17 protein-coding genes are annotated in these 18665 nt (G+C 51.7%); 13 read left to right on the top strand and 4 right to left on the bottom strand.

Annotated features, from left to right (window positions below; all coding sequences use genetic code 11):
• Positions 1–723 precede the first annotated feature (723 nt).
• Positions 724–1050: a GIY-YIG nuclease family protein gene (locus VIS48_06575; GenBank protein ID HEY9165810.1), complete on the top strand. Its 327-nt coding sequence runs from the start codon at positions 724–726 to the stop codon at positions 1048–1050.
• Between the two features lie 176 nt (positions 1051–1226).
• Here the strand turns inward: VIS48_06575 and VIS48_06570 are convergent, their stop codons facing one another.
• On the bottom strand, positions 1227–4820 hold the full coding sequence (locus VIS48_06570; GenBank protein HEY9165809.1) for a LamG-like jellyroll fold domain-containing protein: 3594 nt from the start codon (positions 4818–4820) through the stop codon (positions 1227–1229).
• A 447-nt stretch (positions 4821–5267) separates the two neighbouring features.
• On the opposite strand from VIS48_06570, the gene VIS48_06565 reads away from it, so the two are divergent.
• Together VIS48_06565 and VIS48_06560 are read left to right on the top strand one after the other, a co-directional pair.
• The gene (locus VIS48_06565) at positions 5268–6098 is read left to right on the top strand and encodes a sulfite exporter TauE/SafE family protein (protein HEY9165808.1); all 831 of its coding nucleotides are present in this window, start codon (positions 5268–5270) and stop codon (positions 6096–6098) included.
• Positions 6098–6496 carry a DUF1634 domain-containing protein gene (locus tag VIS48_06560; protein HEY9165807.1) on the top strand — a complete coding sequence of 133 codons (399 nt, stop codon included), beginning with the start codon at positions 6098–6100 and terminating at the stop codon, positions 6494–6496. The genes VIS48_06565 and VIS48_06560 overlap by 1 nt, the downstream gene beginning before the upstream one ends.
• A gap of 65 nt (positions 6497–6561) precedes the next feature.
• On the opposite strand, the gene VIS48_06555 is transcribed toward VIS48_06560, so the two are convergent.
• Positions 6562–7587 (bottom strand): hypothetical protein, encoded by a 1026-nt coding sequence (locus VIS48_06555; protein ID HEY9165806.1) that lies wholly within the window; start codon positions 7585–7587, stop codon positions 6562–6564.
• A gap of 466 nt (positions 7588–8053) precedes the next feature.
• Between VIS48_06555 and VIS48_06550 the strand changes: the two genes are divergently transcribed.
• From VIS48_06550 to VIS48_06540, 3 genes are read left to right on the top strand one after another with little or no spacing between them, the layout of a single operon-like run.
• Entirely contained in the window at positions 8054–8722 is a 669-nt protein-coding gene (locus VIS48_06550; protein HEY9165805.1) for a YhbD family protein, read from the top strand.
• Positions 8709–9395 carry a hypothetical protein gene (locus VIS48_06545; protein ID HEY9165804.1) on the top strand — a complete coding sequence of 229 codons (687 nt, stop codon included), beginning with the start codon at positions 8709–8711 and terminating at the stop codon, positions 9393–9395. The genes VIS48_06550 and VIS48_06545 overlap by 14 nt, the downstream gene beginning before the upstream one ends.
• 13 nt (positions 9396–9408) lie before the next feature.
• Positions 9409–10149, top strand: a complete 741-nt coding sequence (locus VIS48_06540; protein ID HEY9165803.1) for a polymer-forming cytoskeletal protein — start codon at positions 9409–9411, stop codon at positions 10147–10149.
• 221 nt (positions 10150–10370) lie between these two features.
• Here the strand turns inward: VIS48_06540 and VIS48_06535 are convergent, their stop codons facing one another.
• Positions 10371–10595, bottom strand: a complete 225-nt coding sequence (locus VIS48_06535; GenBank protein HEY9165802.1) for a hypothetical protein — start codon at positions 10593–10595, stop codon at positions 10371–10373.
• Between the two features lie 18 nt (positions 10596–10613).
• On the opposite strand from VIS48_06535, the gene VIS48_06530 reads away from it, so the two are divergent.
• The 7 genes from VIS48_06530 to amrB all read left to right on the top strand — a co-directional run bounded on the left by VIS48_06530 (position 10614) and on the right by amrB (position 17725).
• Complete coding sequence (locus VIS48_06530) at positions 10614–11798, top strand: efflux RND transporter periplasmic adaptor subunit (protein HEY9165801.1); 1185 nt, start codon at positions 10614–10616, stop codon at positions 11796–11798.
• A 27-nt stretch (positions 11799–11825) separates the two neighbouring features.
• The gene (locus VIS48_06525; GenBank protein ID HEY9165800.1) at positions 11826–12521 is read left to right on the top strand and encodes an ABC transporter ATP-binding protein; all 696 of its coding nucleotides are present in this window, start codon (positions 11826–11828) and stop codon (positions 12519–12521) included.
• 2 nt (positions 12522–12523) lie between these two features.
• Positions 12524–13684, top strand: coding sequence for an FtsX-like permease family protein (locus VIS48_06520; GenBank protein ID HEY9165799.1), 1161 nt, complete (start codon positions 12524–12526; stop codon positions 13682–13684).
• Between the two features lie 12 nt (positions 13685–13696).
• Positions 13697–14866, top strand: a complete 1170-nt coding sequence (locus VIS48_06515) for an ABC transporter permease (GenBank protein HEY9165798.1) — start codon at positions 13697–13699, stop codon at positions 14864–14866.
• An 86-nt stretch (positions 14867–14952) separates the two neighbouring features.
• Positions 14953–15774 (top strand): ATP-binding cassette domain-containing protein, encoded by an 822-nt coding sequence (locus VIS48_06510; protein ID HEY9165797.1) that lies wholly within the window; start codon positions 14953–14955, stop codon positions 15772–15774.
• Positions 15775–15776: 2 nt separating this feature from the next.
• The gene (locus VIS48_06505; GenBank protein HEY9165796.1) at positions 15777–16523 is read left to right on the top strand and encodes an ABC transporter permease; all 747 of its coding nucleotides are present in this window, start codon (positions 15777–15779) and stop codon (positions 16521–16523) included.
• A 167-nt stretch (positions 16524–16690) separates the two neighbouring features.
• Entirely contained in the window at positions 16691–17725 is a 1035-nt protein-coding gene (amrB, locus tag VIS48_06500) for an AmmeMemoRadiSam system protein B (protein ID HEY9165795.1), read from the top strand.
• Positions 17726–17763: 38 nt separating this feature from the next.
• Here the strand turns inward: amrB and VIS48_06495 are convergent, their stop codons facing one another.
• Positions 17764–18654: a hypothetical protein gene (locus VIS48_06495; GenBank protein ID HEY9165794.1), complete on the bottom strand. Its 891-nt coding sequence runs from the start codon at positions 18652–18654 to the stop codon at positions 17764–17766.
• Between the last annotated feature and the right edge of the window lie 11 nt (positions 18655–18665).

Raw genomic sequence — 18665 nt, 5'->3', positions numbered from 1 at the left:
TCCGGCATTTCCCTGTGCCGTGGAACGACTGGCCGATACGGTCTACCGCTCTGCCTCTATCGCAAGTCCGGCTGCCCGGACATGGTTGTAACGATGCAGATGAGTGCGAGAATCCCTTTTGGTGTAGGGACTACGCCCCGTGAATCATGGTACAGAGCTAGTTTATGTTGATGTTCAGATGCAGGCTTGGAGAAAAGATAAAGTGCATTGCTGCAGTGATTACATGGAATCTGCTCCAGTAATCATCAGTGATACTTCAGCAAGGCTTGATGAAGATTCATTGGAATAATAAAACGCCCCTTGTCATTTCGAGGAGTCGGATGAGGATTGGATCAGTGACGACGAAAAATCTTCCAGAGTACTCCTCAGTGATACTTTTGTAGAGTCATGCAGAGGATTCCTCCACTCATTCATCTGTCCGATTACTCGGGCCGACTCATTCGGTCGGAATGACAAATCAAAACTATCTTTGTCATTTCGAGGAGTCAGATGAGGATTCGATAAGTGACGACGAGAAATCTTCCAGAGTACTCTTCAATAATACCATTATGGAGTCCCATAAAAGATTCCTCCACTCACTCATCCGTCCGATATACTCGGACGGATTCATTCGGTCGGAATGACAAAGCGGAAACGCAAAGGCAAGTAATTCGTTGATGGGTTCTCCTGATCAAGTAGACATTTGGAATGCCGATCATTATTTTGCTGTCCTCAGGAGGTTTTATGTTCAGAGGGCGATCCTACTTTGTATACATTATGGCAAGTGATTCGCGAGTCCTGTATGTCGGCATGACGGGGGACTTGTGCCATAGGGTCTCCGAACATGAGCACAAGAAACTGGAAGGGTTTACGAAGCGGTACAACGTCGACCGGCTGGTTTATTACGAGGAGACAGAGGATGTTTGGTCGGCAATCCAAAGAGAAAAGCAACTGAAACGTTGGCGGAGGCAAAAGAAGATAAATTTAATCGAAAAGGAGAACGCTGCATGGAGGGACCTGTACTATGAAACATGCGGGGAGGAGGAGCATGGATCGACCGACGATGCGTAATCCTTTGAACTGCTCACCAATAATACCACTGTGGAGTCATGCGAAAGCTTCCTCCACTCGTTCATACGTCCGATTACTCGGACGGACTCATTCTGTTGGAAAGACAGAGCGATCGGACTTATAAGCCAGCACCGTCTCTCCGAGCCGCGTTCTGCTCTTTTTCCGGGTCGGCGATTTTATTTCATCAGCACGAGCTTCTTGATCGACTCGAACTTTTCGCCGTTGACACCGACCGCGCTTATCCTGTAGTAGTACACGCCGCTTGCGAATCGGTTCATGCTGAATGTCTCGTTGTATCTCCCGGCGTCCATTGTCCCGTAATCCTGTTCCATCACTTTCTGTCCAAGAACATTATACACCGTGATCGTCACAGTCGATGTCTGTTTGAGATCGAACCTTATCGTCGTGCTTGGATTGAATGGGTTCGGATAATTCTGATAAAGCGCGTAAGCCTTCGGAACGCCGACTGTCACCTGAAGTGTGTTCATATCTTTCGTCGTGCCGCTCGTCGACGCACTCTGCAGCTTGTAGATGTATGTCGTGCCTGACGAGACGTGGGAGTCGGTGAACTGGTAGTCCTTCCCGGTGCTGCTTGTCCCGAGACCGACGAGGCTCTTGTTTGAAGTATAGCTTCCTACCAGTTGCCAACTGCTGGCACCTAACTTCTGTCTCATCAAATTGAACCCGGCGTTGCCCACTTCACTCCGTGTCTTCCATGACAGCGTGACACTTCCGATGTCGGTGCTTGCAATGAAGTCCGTTACCGAGACGGCAAGCGAGACGTCGGATGAACCTATCATGAACTGGCTGAACGAAGTTAGCCCGTTAAACGTGATTGTTGTGGCGGTTACCGATGCAGCTCCGCTCACAGCCGTTGTCCAGCTTCCGTCGTCTTCATCACCTCGATGGAAGAGAGTGTAGCTTGAAGTCGCCTCCGACCCGTTCGCCGTGAAATATGACGGCACTGTGAAAGTAACGTTGGTCGAATACGTTCCAGCGATGCCGAACGGCGTTATCACCCAGTACCGGTTGGTCAGAAGTGCGCCGGGGTTGGGAGGAAGTGAATCGGGGACTTCGTCGATTTCAGTTGCGGTTATCTCGATGGTGGTATCGAACGCGTCGGTCGTCGCAAGCGACACGTGACCAAGGTTCGCCGTCCCGCTCTCGAAGCCGGTGCTGTCTCCGCTTGTGCCGCTTCCCTCAGGCGCGGTCGAAGTGACCCATCCATCGCTCGTATTGAAACTGAAGTTCGACAAAGTGCCGTTTTGACCACTCACGACATCGAAGGCGGTGGTCCCTGTTGAATCGTTAAACTGATACTCTGTGATCAGGTTTGAAGTGGTGGGGGGCACCGCGAGGTGCATGTCTTCCCTGATCTGATTTGAATCTTTGCTGACGCTCCAGAAGCGAACCTCGTCGATCGTCCCGTTGAATGTCTCAGTTGAGAAGCCGCTGTGTCCGCCGATAAAGAGATTGCCCGCCGGCACATTGGGTCCGCCGCTTCCAAGAGCTTGACTCACCCCGTTCAGGTACAGCGTCCACAAACCGGAACCGTCTCTCGTAAGGGCGACATGTGTCCACGCTCCGACCGGCAGCGTGAAATATGAATCTTGAATGAAATTCCCTCCAGCGAGGAGGCTGGCCGCATTCGACGCGCCCTGGTCCAGAAAAATTCCGTACCCGGTTGAGGACGTATTACCGCTGTAGAAGAGAACCTGGTTGCTCGGAGTGCCGCCGTTCCATTTGACCCATCCTTCCATGGTGAATCCTGAGGTGGCGGTCGTGGGCACGGGCGCGCTGACGTAGTCCGAACTGCCATCGAACTTAAGCGCGTTCCCCGGCGAACCGGAATAGGGCGGGAGTGTGTTGAATTGTTCTATCGCGCCGACTATGTATCCGTTCGAGCTCGTGGTTGCGACAGCCGTGTAATATGTTGTAGCCGCCGATAATCCGGACAAGACGGCGGAGACGGGAGTATCCGAGTTGCCGCCCACACTGCCGGGGCTCGCGAGGACGCTGTCCTTCAATGAGTCGGGCGATGTGCCGTAAAGGAACCGCACCGTCGTAGTCGCGCCGTTAGCGTTAACCTGTCCATTGACTCCGGCGGTCTGAGATGTCTCGGATGACAGAGCGAGAGTCGCGGCGACTGAACCGTTCCTGGAGACGTAGACGGGACTGGAACTGTTTGTGAAGAAGTTCGAACCGTTGCCTGATGCGTCGACATTGACTATGGAATCGGCGAACGACCCATTGAAATAAAATGCCGAAGAAGGACCGGAGCTTGTGTTCTTTCGCAGTGTTCCACCTGACCATATAAGAAAACCAATGTCGTCTTCGACGCCGCCGCCTGTGCTCAGCGATGTGTTGCTGTCTACTTCCACATTGGTGAAATAAACTGGACCGCTCAGATAGACTCCGCCTCCGCTTAATGCGGCTGAGTTGCCGCAGATCCTGACATTCGATAGAGTGTCATAAACAGGTATTCCGTAGAAGAATATTCCTGCGCCGCGGTTTCCAACGCTATTGAAGCTGACATCAGAGTTGTAGATCCTGAGAGAGTCGCTGGCTGCGATTCCTCCGCCGTCAAATGCCGCGGAATTCCATCTCACGCTGTCATTCATCATCGTGACGCTGTTTCCTCCGGTATACACGCCGCCGACATATGCCGCCGTGTAATTGCTGTCGATGATGCAGTTCATTACGGAGCAATCGCCTCCGTCGATATCGATGGCGCCGGAGTACAAGTCGCCGTAGTTATGTTTGAGGATACAGTGGTCCATCGTGAAATTGCCGTCGTCGTTATCGAATCCGCCTCCTCCAGATCCAAAGCCTGCAATAGTGCTGTCGCCGATGAAAGTGCAGTAGCTGCAGGAAATATTGGCGCCTGATCCCCCGTTCTGGATGCCGCCTCCGTTGGCGGCGATGTTGCTGTCTATATGGACGTTGAAGAACGATGCGGTCCCTGCCTGGAAGTCAGCTCCTCCACCCTGGTAGCTGCTGCCGCTGAAGTCCGCGAAGTTCGAGCTGAGCATCCCGTAATTCATCGTCAGCGTTCCCGAAATGACCTCGATGCCGCCGCCATTTTGATCGGCGGTATTCTGAACCACATCCACGCTGTCAAGCTCGACTGTACCACCATACATCTGTATTCCTCCCCCGCTCTCTCCGGTCGGGTAGCCGCCGTCCACCGTGAGCGAGGTGATTTTCACCGAAATGTTCGAGTTGGCAGGCCCGATGTCGAAATCCCTGTCCGATGTATTTCCGTTGATAACAGTCTGACTTTCTCCCGCCCCCAATATGACGAGGCTGTCGTTTATGTCGAGGTCGCCTGCGGCTGCAGTGTCTTCATCGGGTCCCGCCCACGTCAGATTGTACAAACCGGGTGGTACGATGATGGTATCCTGTCCTGCTGCGGCATTTGTAAACTGGATCGCAGACCTGAGGGTAACAAATCCATTCGACGCGGTGTCGGCAAGCGTCGGGTCGACTGCGGGCTCGTCTACGATGGAGTTGACCGTTATCGCGCCCACCGAGTGCGGGAAGTAAACACGGCGGAATGAAGATGTGCGCTTCCCCCTGATCGATGCGAGGACATTCCCCGACTTCTTTGATGACGTGTGTCTGTTCTTTATAGATTGGAGCGTAGGATGTGCTGCTCGTGTGGGAGTCGTAACCTTCTTCTGACCTCCGTTCCCTGTCGGGACGGAGACGAATTGTACCGTCACAGCCACGATGGCTGCAAGGCAAAACTGTAACGCCAACTTCTTCATTTCACCTCCAAGGTTTACAATGCGTTGCAATACGTAAGCGCGGGATTTTCTGCGATTATCCGGTACATTAGAACCTACCTCGCGTAAATCCTGGTACATGAAGCAAAATGGAATTGAAGTGCCCGGCGGGAATCCAGCAAGAACCTATATGGTGCTCTCCTCCTCCATATATTGCGCCAACGTGGTGGGTGAGTAAATAGTTCCCACCATGGAGCGGAGAGTGCCATGGAGCGGTGAGAAAATAGGGATGTAAGATGTGGTGATTCAAATTGCGAAGCCTCGTCATGCTGAACTCGGTTCAGCATCTATTCCTAGACCCCGAAACGAGTTCGGGGTGACAGAGAGTAATGGAAATGACTCACCACCAGAATGTGGCATGGCAGGCACGTTCTCATTAGATTGTTCCCGCCCCGAGCACAAAATTGAAATGAAAGAGGAGGGTCCTTGATGTCGTTCGGAGAATTGATGGTGGTGTCCCTCGTCGCCGGATTCGTCGGTGCGATGAGCGGGATGGGAGGAGGTGTGATACTCATACCTCTACTCACACTTTTCGGCATGGACATCAAACACGCGATCGCCATCAGTATAGTCTCGGTTATCGCTACATCGTCGGGGTCGGCGTCTGCTTACGTCAGGGACCGGATCACGAACCTCAAGGTGGGTATGTTCCTCGAAATGTTTACAATTGTGGGCGCGCTCGTCGGCGCCACAATTACCCTTTCTGCATCCCGGGCACCCCTCTTTATACTTTTCGGAATCGTCCTTCTTGGCTCCTGGGTCGTGTTGTTCATGCAGAAACACGAGACCTATCACCACGTCGATCACCAGGACAGGTTCTCGGGCTGGTTGGAATTGAAGGGCGAATATTTCGATTACGCATCCAATGAGACGATATCATACAAAGGACAGAAGGCATACTATGGCGGTCCACTCATGTTTGGTGCAGGATTCATCGCAGGACTCCTTGGAATCGGAGCGGGCGCGCTTAAGGTGCTGATACATGATCTGGTAATGGGACTTCCGCCGAAAGTCTCCACCACGACAAGCAATTTGATTATCGGTGTAACCGCGCTCGCGGGAACGAGCGTCTATCTCGCGGCCGGACTGATCGATCCCGCTCTTGCTGCGCCTGTAATACTCGGCATCGTTGCGGGCGCGTTCATAGGTACTCGTGTGCTCGTCCGGCTTACGAATCGGATGGTGCGGCTTTTCTTCCTCGTCATACTCGCGGTCCTCGGCATTGAGATGATCATCCGCGGAATAGGAGCGATAGCGTGATGGATAATTCCGACAAGGAATTGAGAAGCAGAGAGGTTGAACACGAAATGGACTCGCTCATCGGATACATTTTACTGATTGGTGTCCTCGCAAGCATCGTGCTTATCACGACCGGAGTTATCTGGAACTTTATTGACACAGGATATCTGGGATTGAAATACTCCATCGCGGGAATGAATCTCTTCCAATTCGCGGCGGTGGAACTCCGGCACGCGGGCGAGCTCAAACTCCGCCCAGAGCTGTTCGTGAACCTCGGGTTTGTGACACTTCTTCTCACTCCCTATGTGCGGGTCGCGGCGTCGATGTTTTTTTTCGCGTTCACGGAAAAGAACCTGAAGTACACCTGTTTCACGGCGATTGTGTTTTGTATACTGACCTATTCGCTTTTTCTAAGGTGACAGGGCTGGCTGGGGATGAATTGCTTGCCGTTCTCCGTCGTCCCGAATTAATTTCAGGTTCTGGTTCACCTACGCCTTGACGTGCTCGAAGTATCTGCCGGCGGAGACGGGTTATGCTCCGGAGGCGGGATTGGACGCGGACGGGGCTGAGTTGGTTGATCAGGCGGTGACGGATTATGAGTTGGCGGCGCGACGGGTCGCGGGCGTGCGGGTTCTGCAGGCGGGGACGACGGCTCTGGCGATACTGGCGTTCCAACAGGGATCGGCACTTCAGGAGGCCACCACGGAGGCGGGATCGGATCGCCTATAACCGGCGGCACAGGCGGAGGCTCGGGTGATGGAACAGGCGGCGGAGGCGAAGCGGGGGCCTGCATCACAATCATCCAGTTTCCGTTTTCGTCGAGCTCACACATGAAATCATCGGATCCAAGAGGCGACTCGTCCTGAACGTATGCAACATCGAGGCCGCTCGAAAAGTCGAACGAATACCAATGCTCGACAAATACCCACGCGCCAGCGTTAGAAGGATCGACATCGTTTCCGATCGGAACAAGTGCACCGAAGAACGACCGCGCAGCCGCGGCTTTGTCGTCTGTCCTTGAACCGAGAAAGTCATTCAGCATCACGGCGTGTTTGTTATCAAGTCCCAATGGTATCGCATGTTTCGTATTCTGAAATTCAAGAAGAAGGCCCGTAATATTCGACGTGAGAGGTCCGCTTCCGTCTGTAGTCTCGATAGACACGCTCACCCCGTTCTGTACCATGGCGTACTTGTAGCCGTAGGCCGGGTAATTGAAATCCTGGCTCTGCAGAAAACTCAAGAGCGATGAAGCCGCACGAACGACAGGTGAACTCATATCCGGCGAGGGCGCGCGCGCTGTTTCATTCGCCCATGCACGAAAAAAGCTGTCAAGAGTGTCCTTCGATCCGGACCTGTAAGCAGAAAAGAGGAGCACGCTTTGCGAATCCGCCGTCGGGCCGCGTTGACCGATCTCATCGGTTGTGACCTGGTAGTCAGTCGATGGCGTACCAAAGGTGTAGCAGCCAGCCAGAACCAATCCCGACACTATCATAAGAAGAGAAGCTCTCATCGCGTTACCTCCTTTCGACTCATTTGCCTTCCTACATTTTTGGACGCAGCCAAGTCGAAAAGGTTTTCTGTTTTTGGTAGGCATTCGGCACACATGCATGAGGCACGCTCTCGTCCGTCCAGGTAGAGCTGATACCAACGCTTGTCGACTGAGTCGCGCGACTTCTCTCCTGAGACACTTCAGCCGGAAATGAGCTGCCCCTTCTCGCTTATGACTACATTGAATCTGCGCTCTCAACGCTCGTATTTAGCCAGAAAGAACAGCAGGCGCAACTGAGCCTGTCGTGGATCCGACGTCACCAGAAACACTTACGCTGATCGCGTTGACGAAGAAGCCAATCGTCGTGGACATATTATGGAGGTTTGTTGTGTCGTCTTTCGGCGTTTGTCATAAAGCGCTTAAACAGCACATAATCGCGGGTTGACAACGTAACATTGTTATGCTATATTACGTAAGAGGAATTGATATGGAAAATGAACTGATTTCAAAGAAGGACTTACTCGAATTGGCCGGTATATCATACGGCCAGCTTTACAGATGGAAGCGCAAGATGCTGATTCCTGAAGATTGGTTTGTGAGAAAGTCGACATTTACGGGCCAGGAAACTTTCTTCCCCCGCGACAAGATTCTTTCTCGAATCCAGAAGATTAAGAATATGAAGACGGAGTCGTCTCTGGATGACCTCGCAGACATCTTGTCACCCGAACCCGCTGACGTCTTTATGGATCGAAATCGGATCGTGAATGAAAAGATTGCATCCGAACAGGCAATGCAGCTGTTCGAGGAGACACTCGGCCATACGGACGTATTGGATTTCGAAAAACTACTCGCCGTGTACGTGCTCGACAAGCTTCTCCAATCGGGCGAGATCAGCAGCGATGAAGGCAAATCGCTTTTGAAAATTCTGAGCGATCACTACGGCGAATTCCAAGGGAAGAATTGTGACCTGTTACTCATCCGAAAACTCGGAGTCTCAAATTGCATCTTACTGGGAGCGCCCAACCAGATCGTTCTTGATTCAGGATCGAAACCGGTCGTCAGACTTAATCTCGTTAATTGTGTCGAAGAACTGAAACCCCGCGTGACAAGCAGCGGCAACAATTCAGAGGGAGGTAAATCAAATGGAAGACAATGAAAGATCCGATTTAAGAATAAACGGGCTGGGGACTGCTGCCGGAGGAAAATATAATTTCGTCCAGATCAACGGCAAAGGGGACATAAGCGGCGATGTGGAATGTGTCCAGCTGCAAATTAATGGTTTCGGTTCAATCGGGGGCAACCTGAAGATGGAGACTGCCCGGATCGCGGGCAAATCGGAGATCGCCGGTAACATCACGGGCGGTGAACTGACTGTCGACGGCATGATCGAAGTCAACGGCGGAATCTCTGCGGAGCACATCGAAAATCGCGGAACAATGCAGATCGCCCGCGACTGCGGGGCCGAGAGTTTCAAATCCAGGGGCGGATTCTCGATCGGCGGGCTGCTCAACTCCGGAAAGATCGACGTCGAAATTTATACTTCCTGTACTGCACGTGAGATTGGCGGAGAGAAAATCAATATAAGAAAAGGTGACGCGTTTGGGTTCAAGAAATTTCTTGATTCGCTGTTCCCCGGTCTGGGATGGAACCGCGGTTTGTCCGCTGAAACGGTTGAGGGAGACGACATCTATTTAGAGAGTACCACCGCTAAAGTTGTCCGCGGCGACAATGTGAGGCTGGGACCGGGTTGTCAAATCGACCTGGTCGAGTACAGAAGCACTCTTGAACGCGCTAGTGATTCTATCATCAAGGAAAGCAAGAAAATCTGAACGGAGAAGATCCATGAACGAACACAAACGGGACCTGAGGATCATAGGAAACGGGAGCGCCACCGGTGGTTACTACAACGATGTAAAAGTCATTGGCGATGGAGTGATAAACGGCGACTTCGAATGCAATCATTTCAGATGCGCTGGAACCGCGACGATCAACGGGAGCATCAATACTCATTCGCTAAAAGTAGCAGGTTCGTCATCGGTGACCGGCACGCTTAAGTCCGACGACATCCGTATCGCGGGCAATGTCGACGTCCAGGGCGATATCAAGGGCGGAACGTTTGTCGTGAGAGGCGGCGCGGATGTGAGAGGAAGCGTCAGCGCGGACGACGTCTCGCTGAAAGGCTATGTCAACATTCGCAGAGACTGCGGGGCAGACAAATTCTGTTCCGAAGGACCGCTCACAGTCAGTGGACTTCTAAGTGCCGACGATATCGATATCAAAATCCACAGCTCGTGCAAGGTTTCGGAGATAGGCGGCCACAAGATACGCGCCAGACGCGGGCACGGCTCGACTATCGCGCACTTACTTAAGTCGCTTTTCATCGCACCCGATTTCTACAGCGGGAAGCTCATCTGCGACAGCATCGAAGGAGACGAGATTCAACTTGAATACACAAAAGCGAAGGTCGTAAGAGGAAAGAAAGTGATCATCGGTGACGGCTGCGAGGTTGACCTCATAGAGTACAAGGACGAATGCCGGGTGTTCGGGAGATCGAGCATCAAAGACAAAAAGAGGATTTCGTGAGCGTTCAATTTCATTGGAGATTCAGTCGACCATAAAGCAATCTAATCGGCTTGAGATAGAGGATAGACGACATGATGAAAACGCAGCGCCACATCAAAACGCGAAGTAACGGTTTCTTAGCGAAAGATTAACGTCACAACAAACAGCTACCCTTACACGTCATGATAATCGGTAATTCCGTAATCGAGAATCGAGAGGAAAGCATGCCAAAAACGCCCGAATTATTCATTTTTCGCACAAATATCGAGACATTGTCTGATTTCGCATGCGTGCGGAAGGACCTTCAACGGGTAGCGGGGGTTCTTGAATGCACCATCGATCTTGAAGACCGCGATAAGGTTCTTCGGGTCGAAACGGAGAACCGGAATATTAGCATTATTGTTGATAAGGTTGTCAGTCACGGGTTCTTTTGCGAAGAGCTCGAGGACTGATAACGAAATTTTCAAAACCCTAACGAGGAAAATGTGGAAGCAAAGAACGCCGACTTATCGTCATTAAGAATTGATCGATCAAAACGCGACCCGGGACAGCAGTCCGGATCGTCCGCAAAGAAAATATTCACCATCGCAATACCCGCAATTGTTATCGTCGCCGCGGCGATCGCAGTTTCAAGGACCATGTCGGGCTCACCAATGCAGGTGAAAGCGATTACGGTAGTTCAAGAGTCCCCGTCACAATCTCAGGCCCTACTTACGGCGAGCGGTTACGTCGTCGCTCAGCGGAAGGCCGCGATTGCCTCCAAGGCCACCGGAAGATTGGTTTATCTCGGCGTTGTTGAAGGGGACAAGGTTAAGAAAGGCCAGGTTATCGGGCGACTTGAAGACAGCGACGTGAAAGCTCAGCTCGACGAAGCGAATGCGAATCTTGAATTGTACCAGGCTTCTCTCGCCGACGCCAAATGGAACTACGACCGAGACAAGGACTTGTTGAAGTCGGGCTCCATTACCCAGTCCACGTTCCAGACTGCAGAGACCCAATACAAGAAAGCTCAGGCGTCCGTTGATGTGGCGAAAGCGAATGTTGAGGCGGCTGAAGTCGCGGTCGAGAACACTGTTGTCCGCGCGCCCTTCGACGGGACCGTCCTCACGAAGAATGCCGACGTCGGAGAGATTGTCGCACCGATGGCAGGAAGTGTCAACACACGAGGGACCGTGGTGACGATCGCGGACATGGGCTCGCTCCAGGTAGAAGCAGATGTGTCGGAGTCGAATATAGAGAAAGTGCGGATCGACCAGCCGTGCGAGATCACCCTCGACGCGTATCCGAACGTCCAGTACGATGCTTACGTCGCGAAGATCGTTCCCACCGCAGACAGAGGAAAAGCTACGGTCACCGTAAAGGTGGCGTTCAGGAATTACGACAGCCGTGTTCTCCCCGAGATGAGTGCAAAGGTCACGTTCCTCGGGCTCAAGGATACCACGAAGGGCGACTCGAGCGTGTTGATGATCCCGTCCACCGCGGTCTTAAACAAGAATGGCAAAAGCATAGTATACATGATTGTCAACGATAAGGCCGTCGAGACGACAGTGACGCTCGGCCGTTCTTTCGGAAACTACGTCGGGATAGCCGCAGGTCTTTCGAACGGGGACAAAGTAATAGATTCTCCGGGCGATCAGATCACGAACGGATTAAAAGTGACCGAAGAGTAGCAGTCAAATATCTAACGAGGAGAAGAAATGCCAAATCTTATCGAGATATCCAACGTGTCGAAGTCTTACTGGCGCGACAGTATCGAGATACCGGTTCTCAACAACATAAATATTTCGGTGACCGAGGGAGAATTCCTCGCACTGATGGGTCCCTCAGGTTCCGGCAAGACGACTCTGCTCAACATGATTGCTGGGATAGACAAGCCGAGTAAGGGCGAGGTGGTTGTAAAGGGCACTGACATAGCAAAGCTCAGTGAGTCAGCTCTGGCGAAGTGGCGCTCTACGAACATTGGGTTCATATTTCAGTTTTATAATTTGATACCTGTCCTCTCCGCTTACGAAAACGTCGAGCTCCCCCTTCTTCTCACCCACCTCTCGAAAGCGGAACGGAAAGAGCACGTGATAAATGCGCTTTCTATCGTGGGGCTTGCGGACAGAATCGACCATTACCCGAAACAGCTTTCTGGTGGCCAGGAGCAGAGAGTCGCCATCGCCCGCGCGATTGTAACAGATCCTGTCCTCCTTATCGCTGACGAGCCTACCGGGGACCTCGACAAGAATTCGGCCGAGGAGATCATGACGCTCATGCAGAGACTCAATTCCGAGTTTGGGAAAACCATCGTCATGGTGACACACGACCCGCACGTCGCTCAGCGAGCAAAGGTCCTCATTCACCTGGAGAAAGGCGACATCCTAGCGAACGGCTCAAAGGGAGGAGCCTGACGATGAGAGTACTGAAACTTATCGTAAAGAACGTGTTCAGACATAAGTTGAGGACAACCCTCACCGTCCTCGGGATGGCGATAGCAGTTATGGCATTCGGGCTCATACAGGCGATGGTGGCCAGCTGGAACTCAGGCGTGGCGTCATCCGAAGTTGACAGGCTTGTTACTCGCGACGCGGTCACGATTATCAATCCACTTCCCTACGCCTACCTGGACAAGATTAAGCAGGTGACGGGCGTGAAGGAAGTGACATACATGAACTGGTTCGGGGGCACATACATCGATAAGAAAAACTTCTTCGCGCGTATGGCCGTCGACGAGAATACACTATTTCAGGTTTACCCGGAATATATTCTGCCGCCGGATCAGATGGCCGATTTCAAGAAAGAAGGAAATGCATGCGTCATCGGAAATGCGCTCGCCAAACAGTATAACCTCAAGCTTGGCGACATAATGACGATCGAAGGCGATATCTATCCCGGTACGTGGGAGTTCGTCGTGCGCGGGATTTACCAGCCCAAGCTGAAGTCCACAGACGCGACGCAAATGTTTTTCCACTGGAATTATCTCAACGAAAAAATGAAGCAGGATTTTCCGGCAAGAGGAGACCTGGTAGGCTGGTTCATCGAGCGGGTCGATAACGCCGCCGACGCAAACGCGGTGTCGACGAAGATCGACGACATGTTCAAGAATTCGCCTTACGAGACAAAGACGGAGACGGAACGCGCGTTCCAGCAGTCGTTCGTGTCCGCCTCAAGCGCCATCATCACCGGTATGCAGTACATGTCGTTCGTCATAATCGGGATAATCATGCTCGTCCTCGGCAACACCATGATAATGTCTGCGCGGGAGCGAACCCGCGAGTACGCGGTATTGAAAGCACTCGGCTTCTCGGCAAAGCATCTCGTGGGGCTGATAATGGGCGAATCTATTTTCATTTCGGCTATCGGCGGGGCACTGGGAGTATTCTTGACCTTCGGTGCGGTCAACGGCATGTCGGAGAGTGTACCCCGAAGCTTCTTTCCTGTGCTCGAAGTCTTGCCGAGTAATCTCATACTTGCGCTCGCGGCGGTCATGCTTGTAGGAATCGTCGCTTCCATTTTCCCGATTAACCGTGCGCTGACGACGAGGATCTCGGATGGTTTCAGGTTTGCCGGATAAGGAGACTGACTAATGGCAATTCCATTCAAATACATGGTGAAGAACTTCAGGACAAGAAGGTTGTCCACAATCGTTACGCTCGCGGGAATAGCGCTCGTCATTTTCGTCTTCACCGCGGTCCTGATGATGGCGAACGGTGTCAAGAAGACGCTGGTCACGACCGGATCGCCCGACAATGTCGTCGTCTCGAGAAAAGGATCGAACGGCGAGATATCGAGCATCATCGATGTGGAAACGCAAAATATAATTGCAACACTACCCGGCGTAGCAAAATCTCCTGATGGGACGCCCGCAATTTCGTACCAGCCGGTCGTCGTGATAAACCTTACGACTCCCGACGGCGGGATGACGAACGTATCCGTCCGCGGCGTATCCCAACAGACATTCTATATCCATCCTGAAGTGAAGATCGTCTCGGGAAGGAATTTCAACCCCTCGCTTCATGAAGCGATCGTGGGAGAGGCAGTCGCGAGAAGATTCCAGAACGCGAAGATCGGCGGAGAAATCAAACTTGCCGGCGACTACTGGAAGGTGGTCGGGACCTTTTCGGATAACGGGAGCGGATTCGATTCCGAAATATGGTGCGACAGTCATCAGATACAAGACGCGTTTCATCGGGGAAGCACCGTGTCCACGGTGACATTGAAGCTGGACAAGCCGTCTGACTTCGACGTTTTCAAATCCGCATTCGCGTCCGACAAGCGACTTCAGCAATTTGAACCGAAGGGAGAACAGGCATACTTCTCAGAGCAATCCGAAACTCTTGCGGCATTCATAAGCATTCTCGGGACGATTGTGACTATCATATTCAGCATCGGAGCCGCTATCGGTGCCATGATAACGATGTACGCCGAAGTCGCCAACAGGACTACCGAGATAGGAACCCTACGGGCGCTGGGGTTCAGTCGCAGCAGCGTGCTGACAGTTTTTCTTTGCGAATCGATACTCATCTCGATAGCAGGTGGCGCGCTCGGAATCATTCTCGCCTCTCTGCTTCAGTTTCTATCGGTTTCCACGTTGAACTTCGATACTTTTTCGGAGCTCACGTTCAATTTCGCTCTCACTCCTTTCGCCGTGGTGCTTTCGATAATATTCGCGGTGTTCATGGGTGTCATCGGGGGTTTCCTCCCTTCGGCACGAGCCGCAAGGATGAACATCGTAAATGCACTTCGCGGAGGATGATGGAATCGACGGGTAATTTGCTTCGTCAACTGACGAGAATGGTCAGGAGTTTTTAAAACAAAAAGAATACTCCAGGGGATTACAAATTGACGCTTACAAATGTGGAAACCAAGATCATAGCCGTAACGAATCTTGTAAAGAAATTCGGCGATTTGACCGCGGTCGACAATATCTCGTTCGAAGTGCATAAAGGTGAGATCTTCGCTTTTCTCGGACCGAACGGTGCCGGGAAATCGACGACGATCAAGATGCTAACAACACTTCTCCATCCGACAAGCGGGAAGATAATGTTGAACGGTTACGACCCGGCGCACAGCAAAGATGGCGTCAGAAAGTCGCTTGGGATAGTCTTCCAGGATCCGAGCATTGACGAGGATCTGACCGCGCTGGAGAACATGCAGTTCCACGCGGTGTGCTACAAGATTCCGAAGGATGTTCGCGACGCGAGTATCAAGGAGCTTCTTGAGTTTGTCGAGCTCTGGGACAGGCGCGGCGACCTGGTGAAGACTTTTTCCGGGGGAATGAAGAGAAGACTTGAGATTGCGAGAGGGTTGCTCCATCATCCGACGATTCTGTTTCTTGACGAGCCGACGCTCGGACTCGATCCGCAAACAAGGAACCATATGTGGAGTTACGTGAGGGACATAAACCAACGGGAAAACATGACGGTATTCTTCACCACACATTATATGGAAGAAGCCGATAGAATAGCGGACCGGATCGCTATAATCGACCATGGCAAGATTGTCGCCGTAGGAACCGCGGACGAACTGAAGTCTCAAACGAGAGCGGAGACACTGGAAGACGCATTCCTCAACCTTACAGGACACAAGATCCGCGAGGAGGAAGCGAGCGGACTCGACAGGATGAGAAGGATGAGACAAATGTGGGCGGGGAGGAGAAGATAGAAATGAGTGTGATCTACATAATGTGGCTGAGACAGGTCAAGAAGTATTTCAGGTCAAAGTCGAGGATCGTCGGATCGCTTGGACAGCCTTTGCTGTTCTTGTTGGCTTTCGGTTTCGGGTTCGGATCGATATACAAGCGTGCGGGCGATGGTAACTACATGCAGTTTCTTGCTCCGGGTATCATACTCATGAGCGTTTTGTTCACCGCTATATTTTCCGGCATTGACTTGATATGGGACAGGCAGTTTGGATTTCTAAAAGAGACCATGGTCGCTCCTGTCTCGAGGTTTCAGATCATGTTCGGGAAAACACTTGGCGGTGCGACTGTCGCGACAATTCAGGGAATAATCGTGTTCATACTTACACTCCTGGTCGGCTTCAGACCGCAAAGCATTTACATGCTGCCGGTCGCCGCGATCGTCGTCTTCCTTGTCGCCCTCCTTTTTACTTCAGTTGGAATCGGACTTGCGTCGACGATGGAAGACATGCAGGGATTTCAGCTTATCATAAATTTTCTAGTCATGCCCATCTTCTTTCTCTCCGGCGCTCTCTTCCCTCTCCAGGGAATTCCCAAGGCGTTGGGCATTATCGCAACTATCGATCCGCTCAGCTACGGAGTCGATGTGCTCAGGTACTCGTTCTCGTCGATTACGAACTTCGGGATGGCCACGGATTTCGCGGTATTATTAATCCTCACCGGACTGCTCCTCGCGCTCGGAAGTTTCTTGTTCGAGAGGATTCAAGCCTAGGTGCATTCGCAATCCCGATAGGATCTACGGAAGGATCGCCAATTCCGCCTCTGGGGTGAGCTCGCAGGGCCTCTCCGTGATTCTGAAGTTGACCCAACTCCCATCGTCTCTAGCATGATGCACGTTTTCTCTCAGAGCATTAGATTTATACATAAACCGGAGGAAATATGAATCGCTTCTCGGTAGTGAGTGCCGCCGTTCTATTTCAGTTAGTCTCAGTAGTGTACGCCCAGGACATAAAACCAATTCGAGACAATGTCGGGTTTTGCTGGGACCCGGTCCAGATGACCCGGCTGATTGATTACCTGAAAAAGATTGAGAAGGAACATCCGATGCCAGCGAAAATTGTCGCGGCTATTTCACCCCATGACGATTATTTGTATGCAGCCAGAGTCTATTATCCGCTTTATCGGACGCTGCGTGCCAAAGAAGTAGTGATATTCGGTGTCACCCACGGCGATGTAAGGTCTGAAATCGGTGACCCGCACAACATTCTTATTCTCGACAACTACAAGGAGTGGCCGGGACTCGTCAAGGATGTCGGCATTTCTCCTTTGCGTGAGTACATCAAGGCGCACCTGGACACCTCATACTTCATAGTCAGCTACAAAGCGCACGCGCTCGAACATTCCATTGAAGCGCTCGTGCCGTTTATCCAGTACTTCAATCCAGATGCGAAGATTGTCCCTATAATGGTTACACAGATGCCGTTCGGCAGGATGGATACGATTTCCGATCATCTTTCATCAATAATTTCTGATTACATCAAAGTAAATCATCTGGTTCCGGGTAAGGATATCGCGTTTCTTGTTTCGTCGGATGCGGATCACTATGGACCAGACTTCAACAATAGTCCTTACGGAGAAGACGAGAAGGCGCACGCGGAGGCGACGGCAAACGACAGGCGAATCGCACACAAGGACCTGGACGGTGTTCTCACGTCAGAGAAGGTGTATGACCTCACCAACGAAATGAAGAACACACTCTGGTGCGGAAAATTTTCGGTGCCATTCGGATTGCTGACTTCGGAGAAAGTTGTAATGAAAACAAACGGTAAAGAGCTAGACGGAAAATTAATCAGATATTCTGACTCCTACTCGGAAGGAGTTATCCCTTTGAAAGGAACCGGTATGGGAACCACCGCCCCTGCCTCGTATAAGCACTGGTGCGGATGGCTTTCGGAAGCTTTTTACTTAAAGTGAAGCGATAGTCAATCGACAATCCCCGGACTGACGTAAATTTAATTTCCGCCGACGCCGACGAGAGTGCCGATCGGATCTAAATCGTCATGCCTTCCAGTGCTCATGTCATACTTGAGCAACCGGTGCTTCCCATTCTTCTCTTGATTGTAATCCGCAAAATCGACATAGAGATAGCCCTCCCGGAAGTAACAGGCAGTCACATCGACAATTCCACCAAGGATCCTCGAAGTATCGTGATTCCGGGTAACGAAGACGTTCTGAATCGGGCCATCGAAATCCGGATTGGAGACCACCATATCCTCGCAGACGAAAACGGAAACTGAGTCGCTCACGCGAATCATTTCGGTTCCGGGGACCGAGATATCCATCATCGATGTATCGGGCAGCTGATATCTCTTCGTGCTCCGATCTGTAATCCTGATTTCACTAATGCCATCAGGTGTCGTCGACATAATCGTCGAATCGGAATTCCACGCGTAAACGCTGGACCGGTCGATATCATAGACCACCCTCTTCGTCGAGCGATCGTATATTGCTGTTTCCCAATCTCCGGGACGGTGGAGACAATTGAATGCGACTACCCTTGTGTCGGGAGACATGACCGCTCCATAATTGTAATGGGAAGCGGAAGGAATAATAGATATCTTCCGCTCCTCAACTGAATACATCCCCACCTGTCTTCGCGGATCGTGAATTTCCTTATCATTGGAAACTGAGTCTTCCCATCGCGTAAAGCAAATGTATTTTCCATCATGACCAATACTGACGTCAAAGATGTCGAACGGCGCGGACCAGATTGTCAGAGGAGAATTGGAGCCAGGCATCCATTCGAGGATCGTAGAGCCTCTTTGAAAATACAGCTTCTGGCAGAAGGCATCGCTCGTTGAGACGCACGCTGCAAAAGCTAACGCTATCGACACTTTGGACACAAGATCTCCAA

This window comes from Candidatus Kryptoniota bacterium (genome assembly GCA_036567965.1).
Classification (GTDB): domain Bacteria; phylum Bacteroidota; class Ignavibacteria; order Kryptoniales; family JAKASW01; genus JAKASW01.
Note: the sequence above shows the minus strand (reverse complement) of the source record. Positions and strands in the feature narration are given on the sequence as shown.

Bases quoted from the DNA above. Each gene is read 5' to 3' on its own strand.
- VIS48_06575 (HEY9165810.1), top strand. From the start codon at position 724: ATGTTCAGAGGGCGATCCTACTTTGTATACATTATGGCAAGTGATTCG.
- VIS48_06570 (HEY9165809.1), bottom strand. From the start codon at position 4,820: ATGAAGAAGTTGGCGTTACAGTTTTGCCTTGCAGCCATCGTGGCTGTG.
- VIS48_06565 (HEY9165808.1), top strand. From the start codon at position 5,268: ATGTCGTTCGGAGAATTGATGGTGGTGTCCCTCGTCGCCGGATTCGTC.
- VIS48_06560 (HEY9165807.1), top strand. From the start codon at position 6,098: ATGGATAATTCCGACAAGGAATTGAGAAGCAGAGAGGTTGAACACGAA.
- VIS48_06555 (HEY9165806.1), bottom strand. From the start codon at position 7,587: ATGAGAGCTTCTCTTCTTATGATAGTGTCGGGATTGGTTCTGGCTGGC.
- VIS48_06550 (HEY9165805.1), top strand. From the start codon at position 8,054: ATGGAAAATGAACTGATTTCAAAGAAGGACTTACTCGAATTGGCCGGT.
- VIS48_06545 (HEY9165804.1), top strand. From the start codon at position 8,709: ATGGAAGACAATGAAAGATCCGATTTAAGAATAAACGGGCTGGGGACT.
- VIS48_06540 (HEY9165803.1), top strand. From the start codon at position 9,409: ATGAACGAACACAAACGGGACCTGAGGATCATAGGAAACGGGAGCGCC.
- VIS48_06525 (HEY9165800.1), top strand. From the start codon at position 11,826: ATGCCAAATCTTATCGAGATATCCAACGTGTCGAAGTCTTACTGGCGC.
- VIS48_06520 (HEY9165799.1), top strand. From the start codon at position 12,524: ATGAGAGTACTGAAACTTATCGTAAAGAACGTGTTCAGACATAAGTTG.
- VIS48_06515 (HEY9165798.1), top strand. From the start codon at position 13,697: ATGGCAATTCCATTCAAATACATGGTGAAGAACTTCAGGACAAGAAGG.
- VIS48_06505 (HEY9165796.1), top strand. From the start codon at position 15,777: ATGAGTGTGATCTACATAATGTGGCTGAGACAGGTCAAGAAGTATTTC.
- amrB (HEY9165795.1), top strand. From the start codon at position 16,691: ATGAATCGCTTCTCGGTAGTGAGTGCCGCCGTTCTATTTCAGTTAGTC.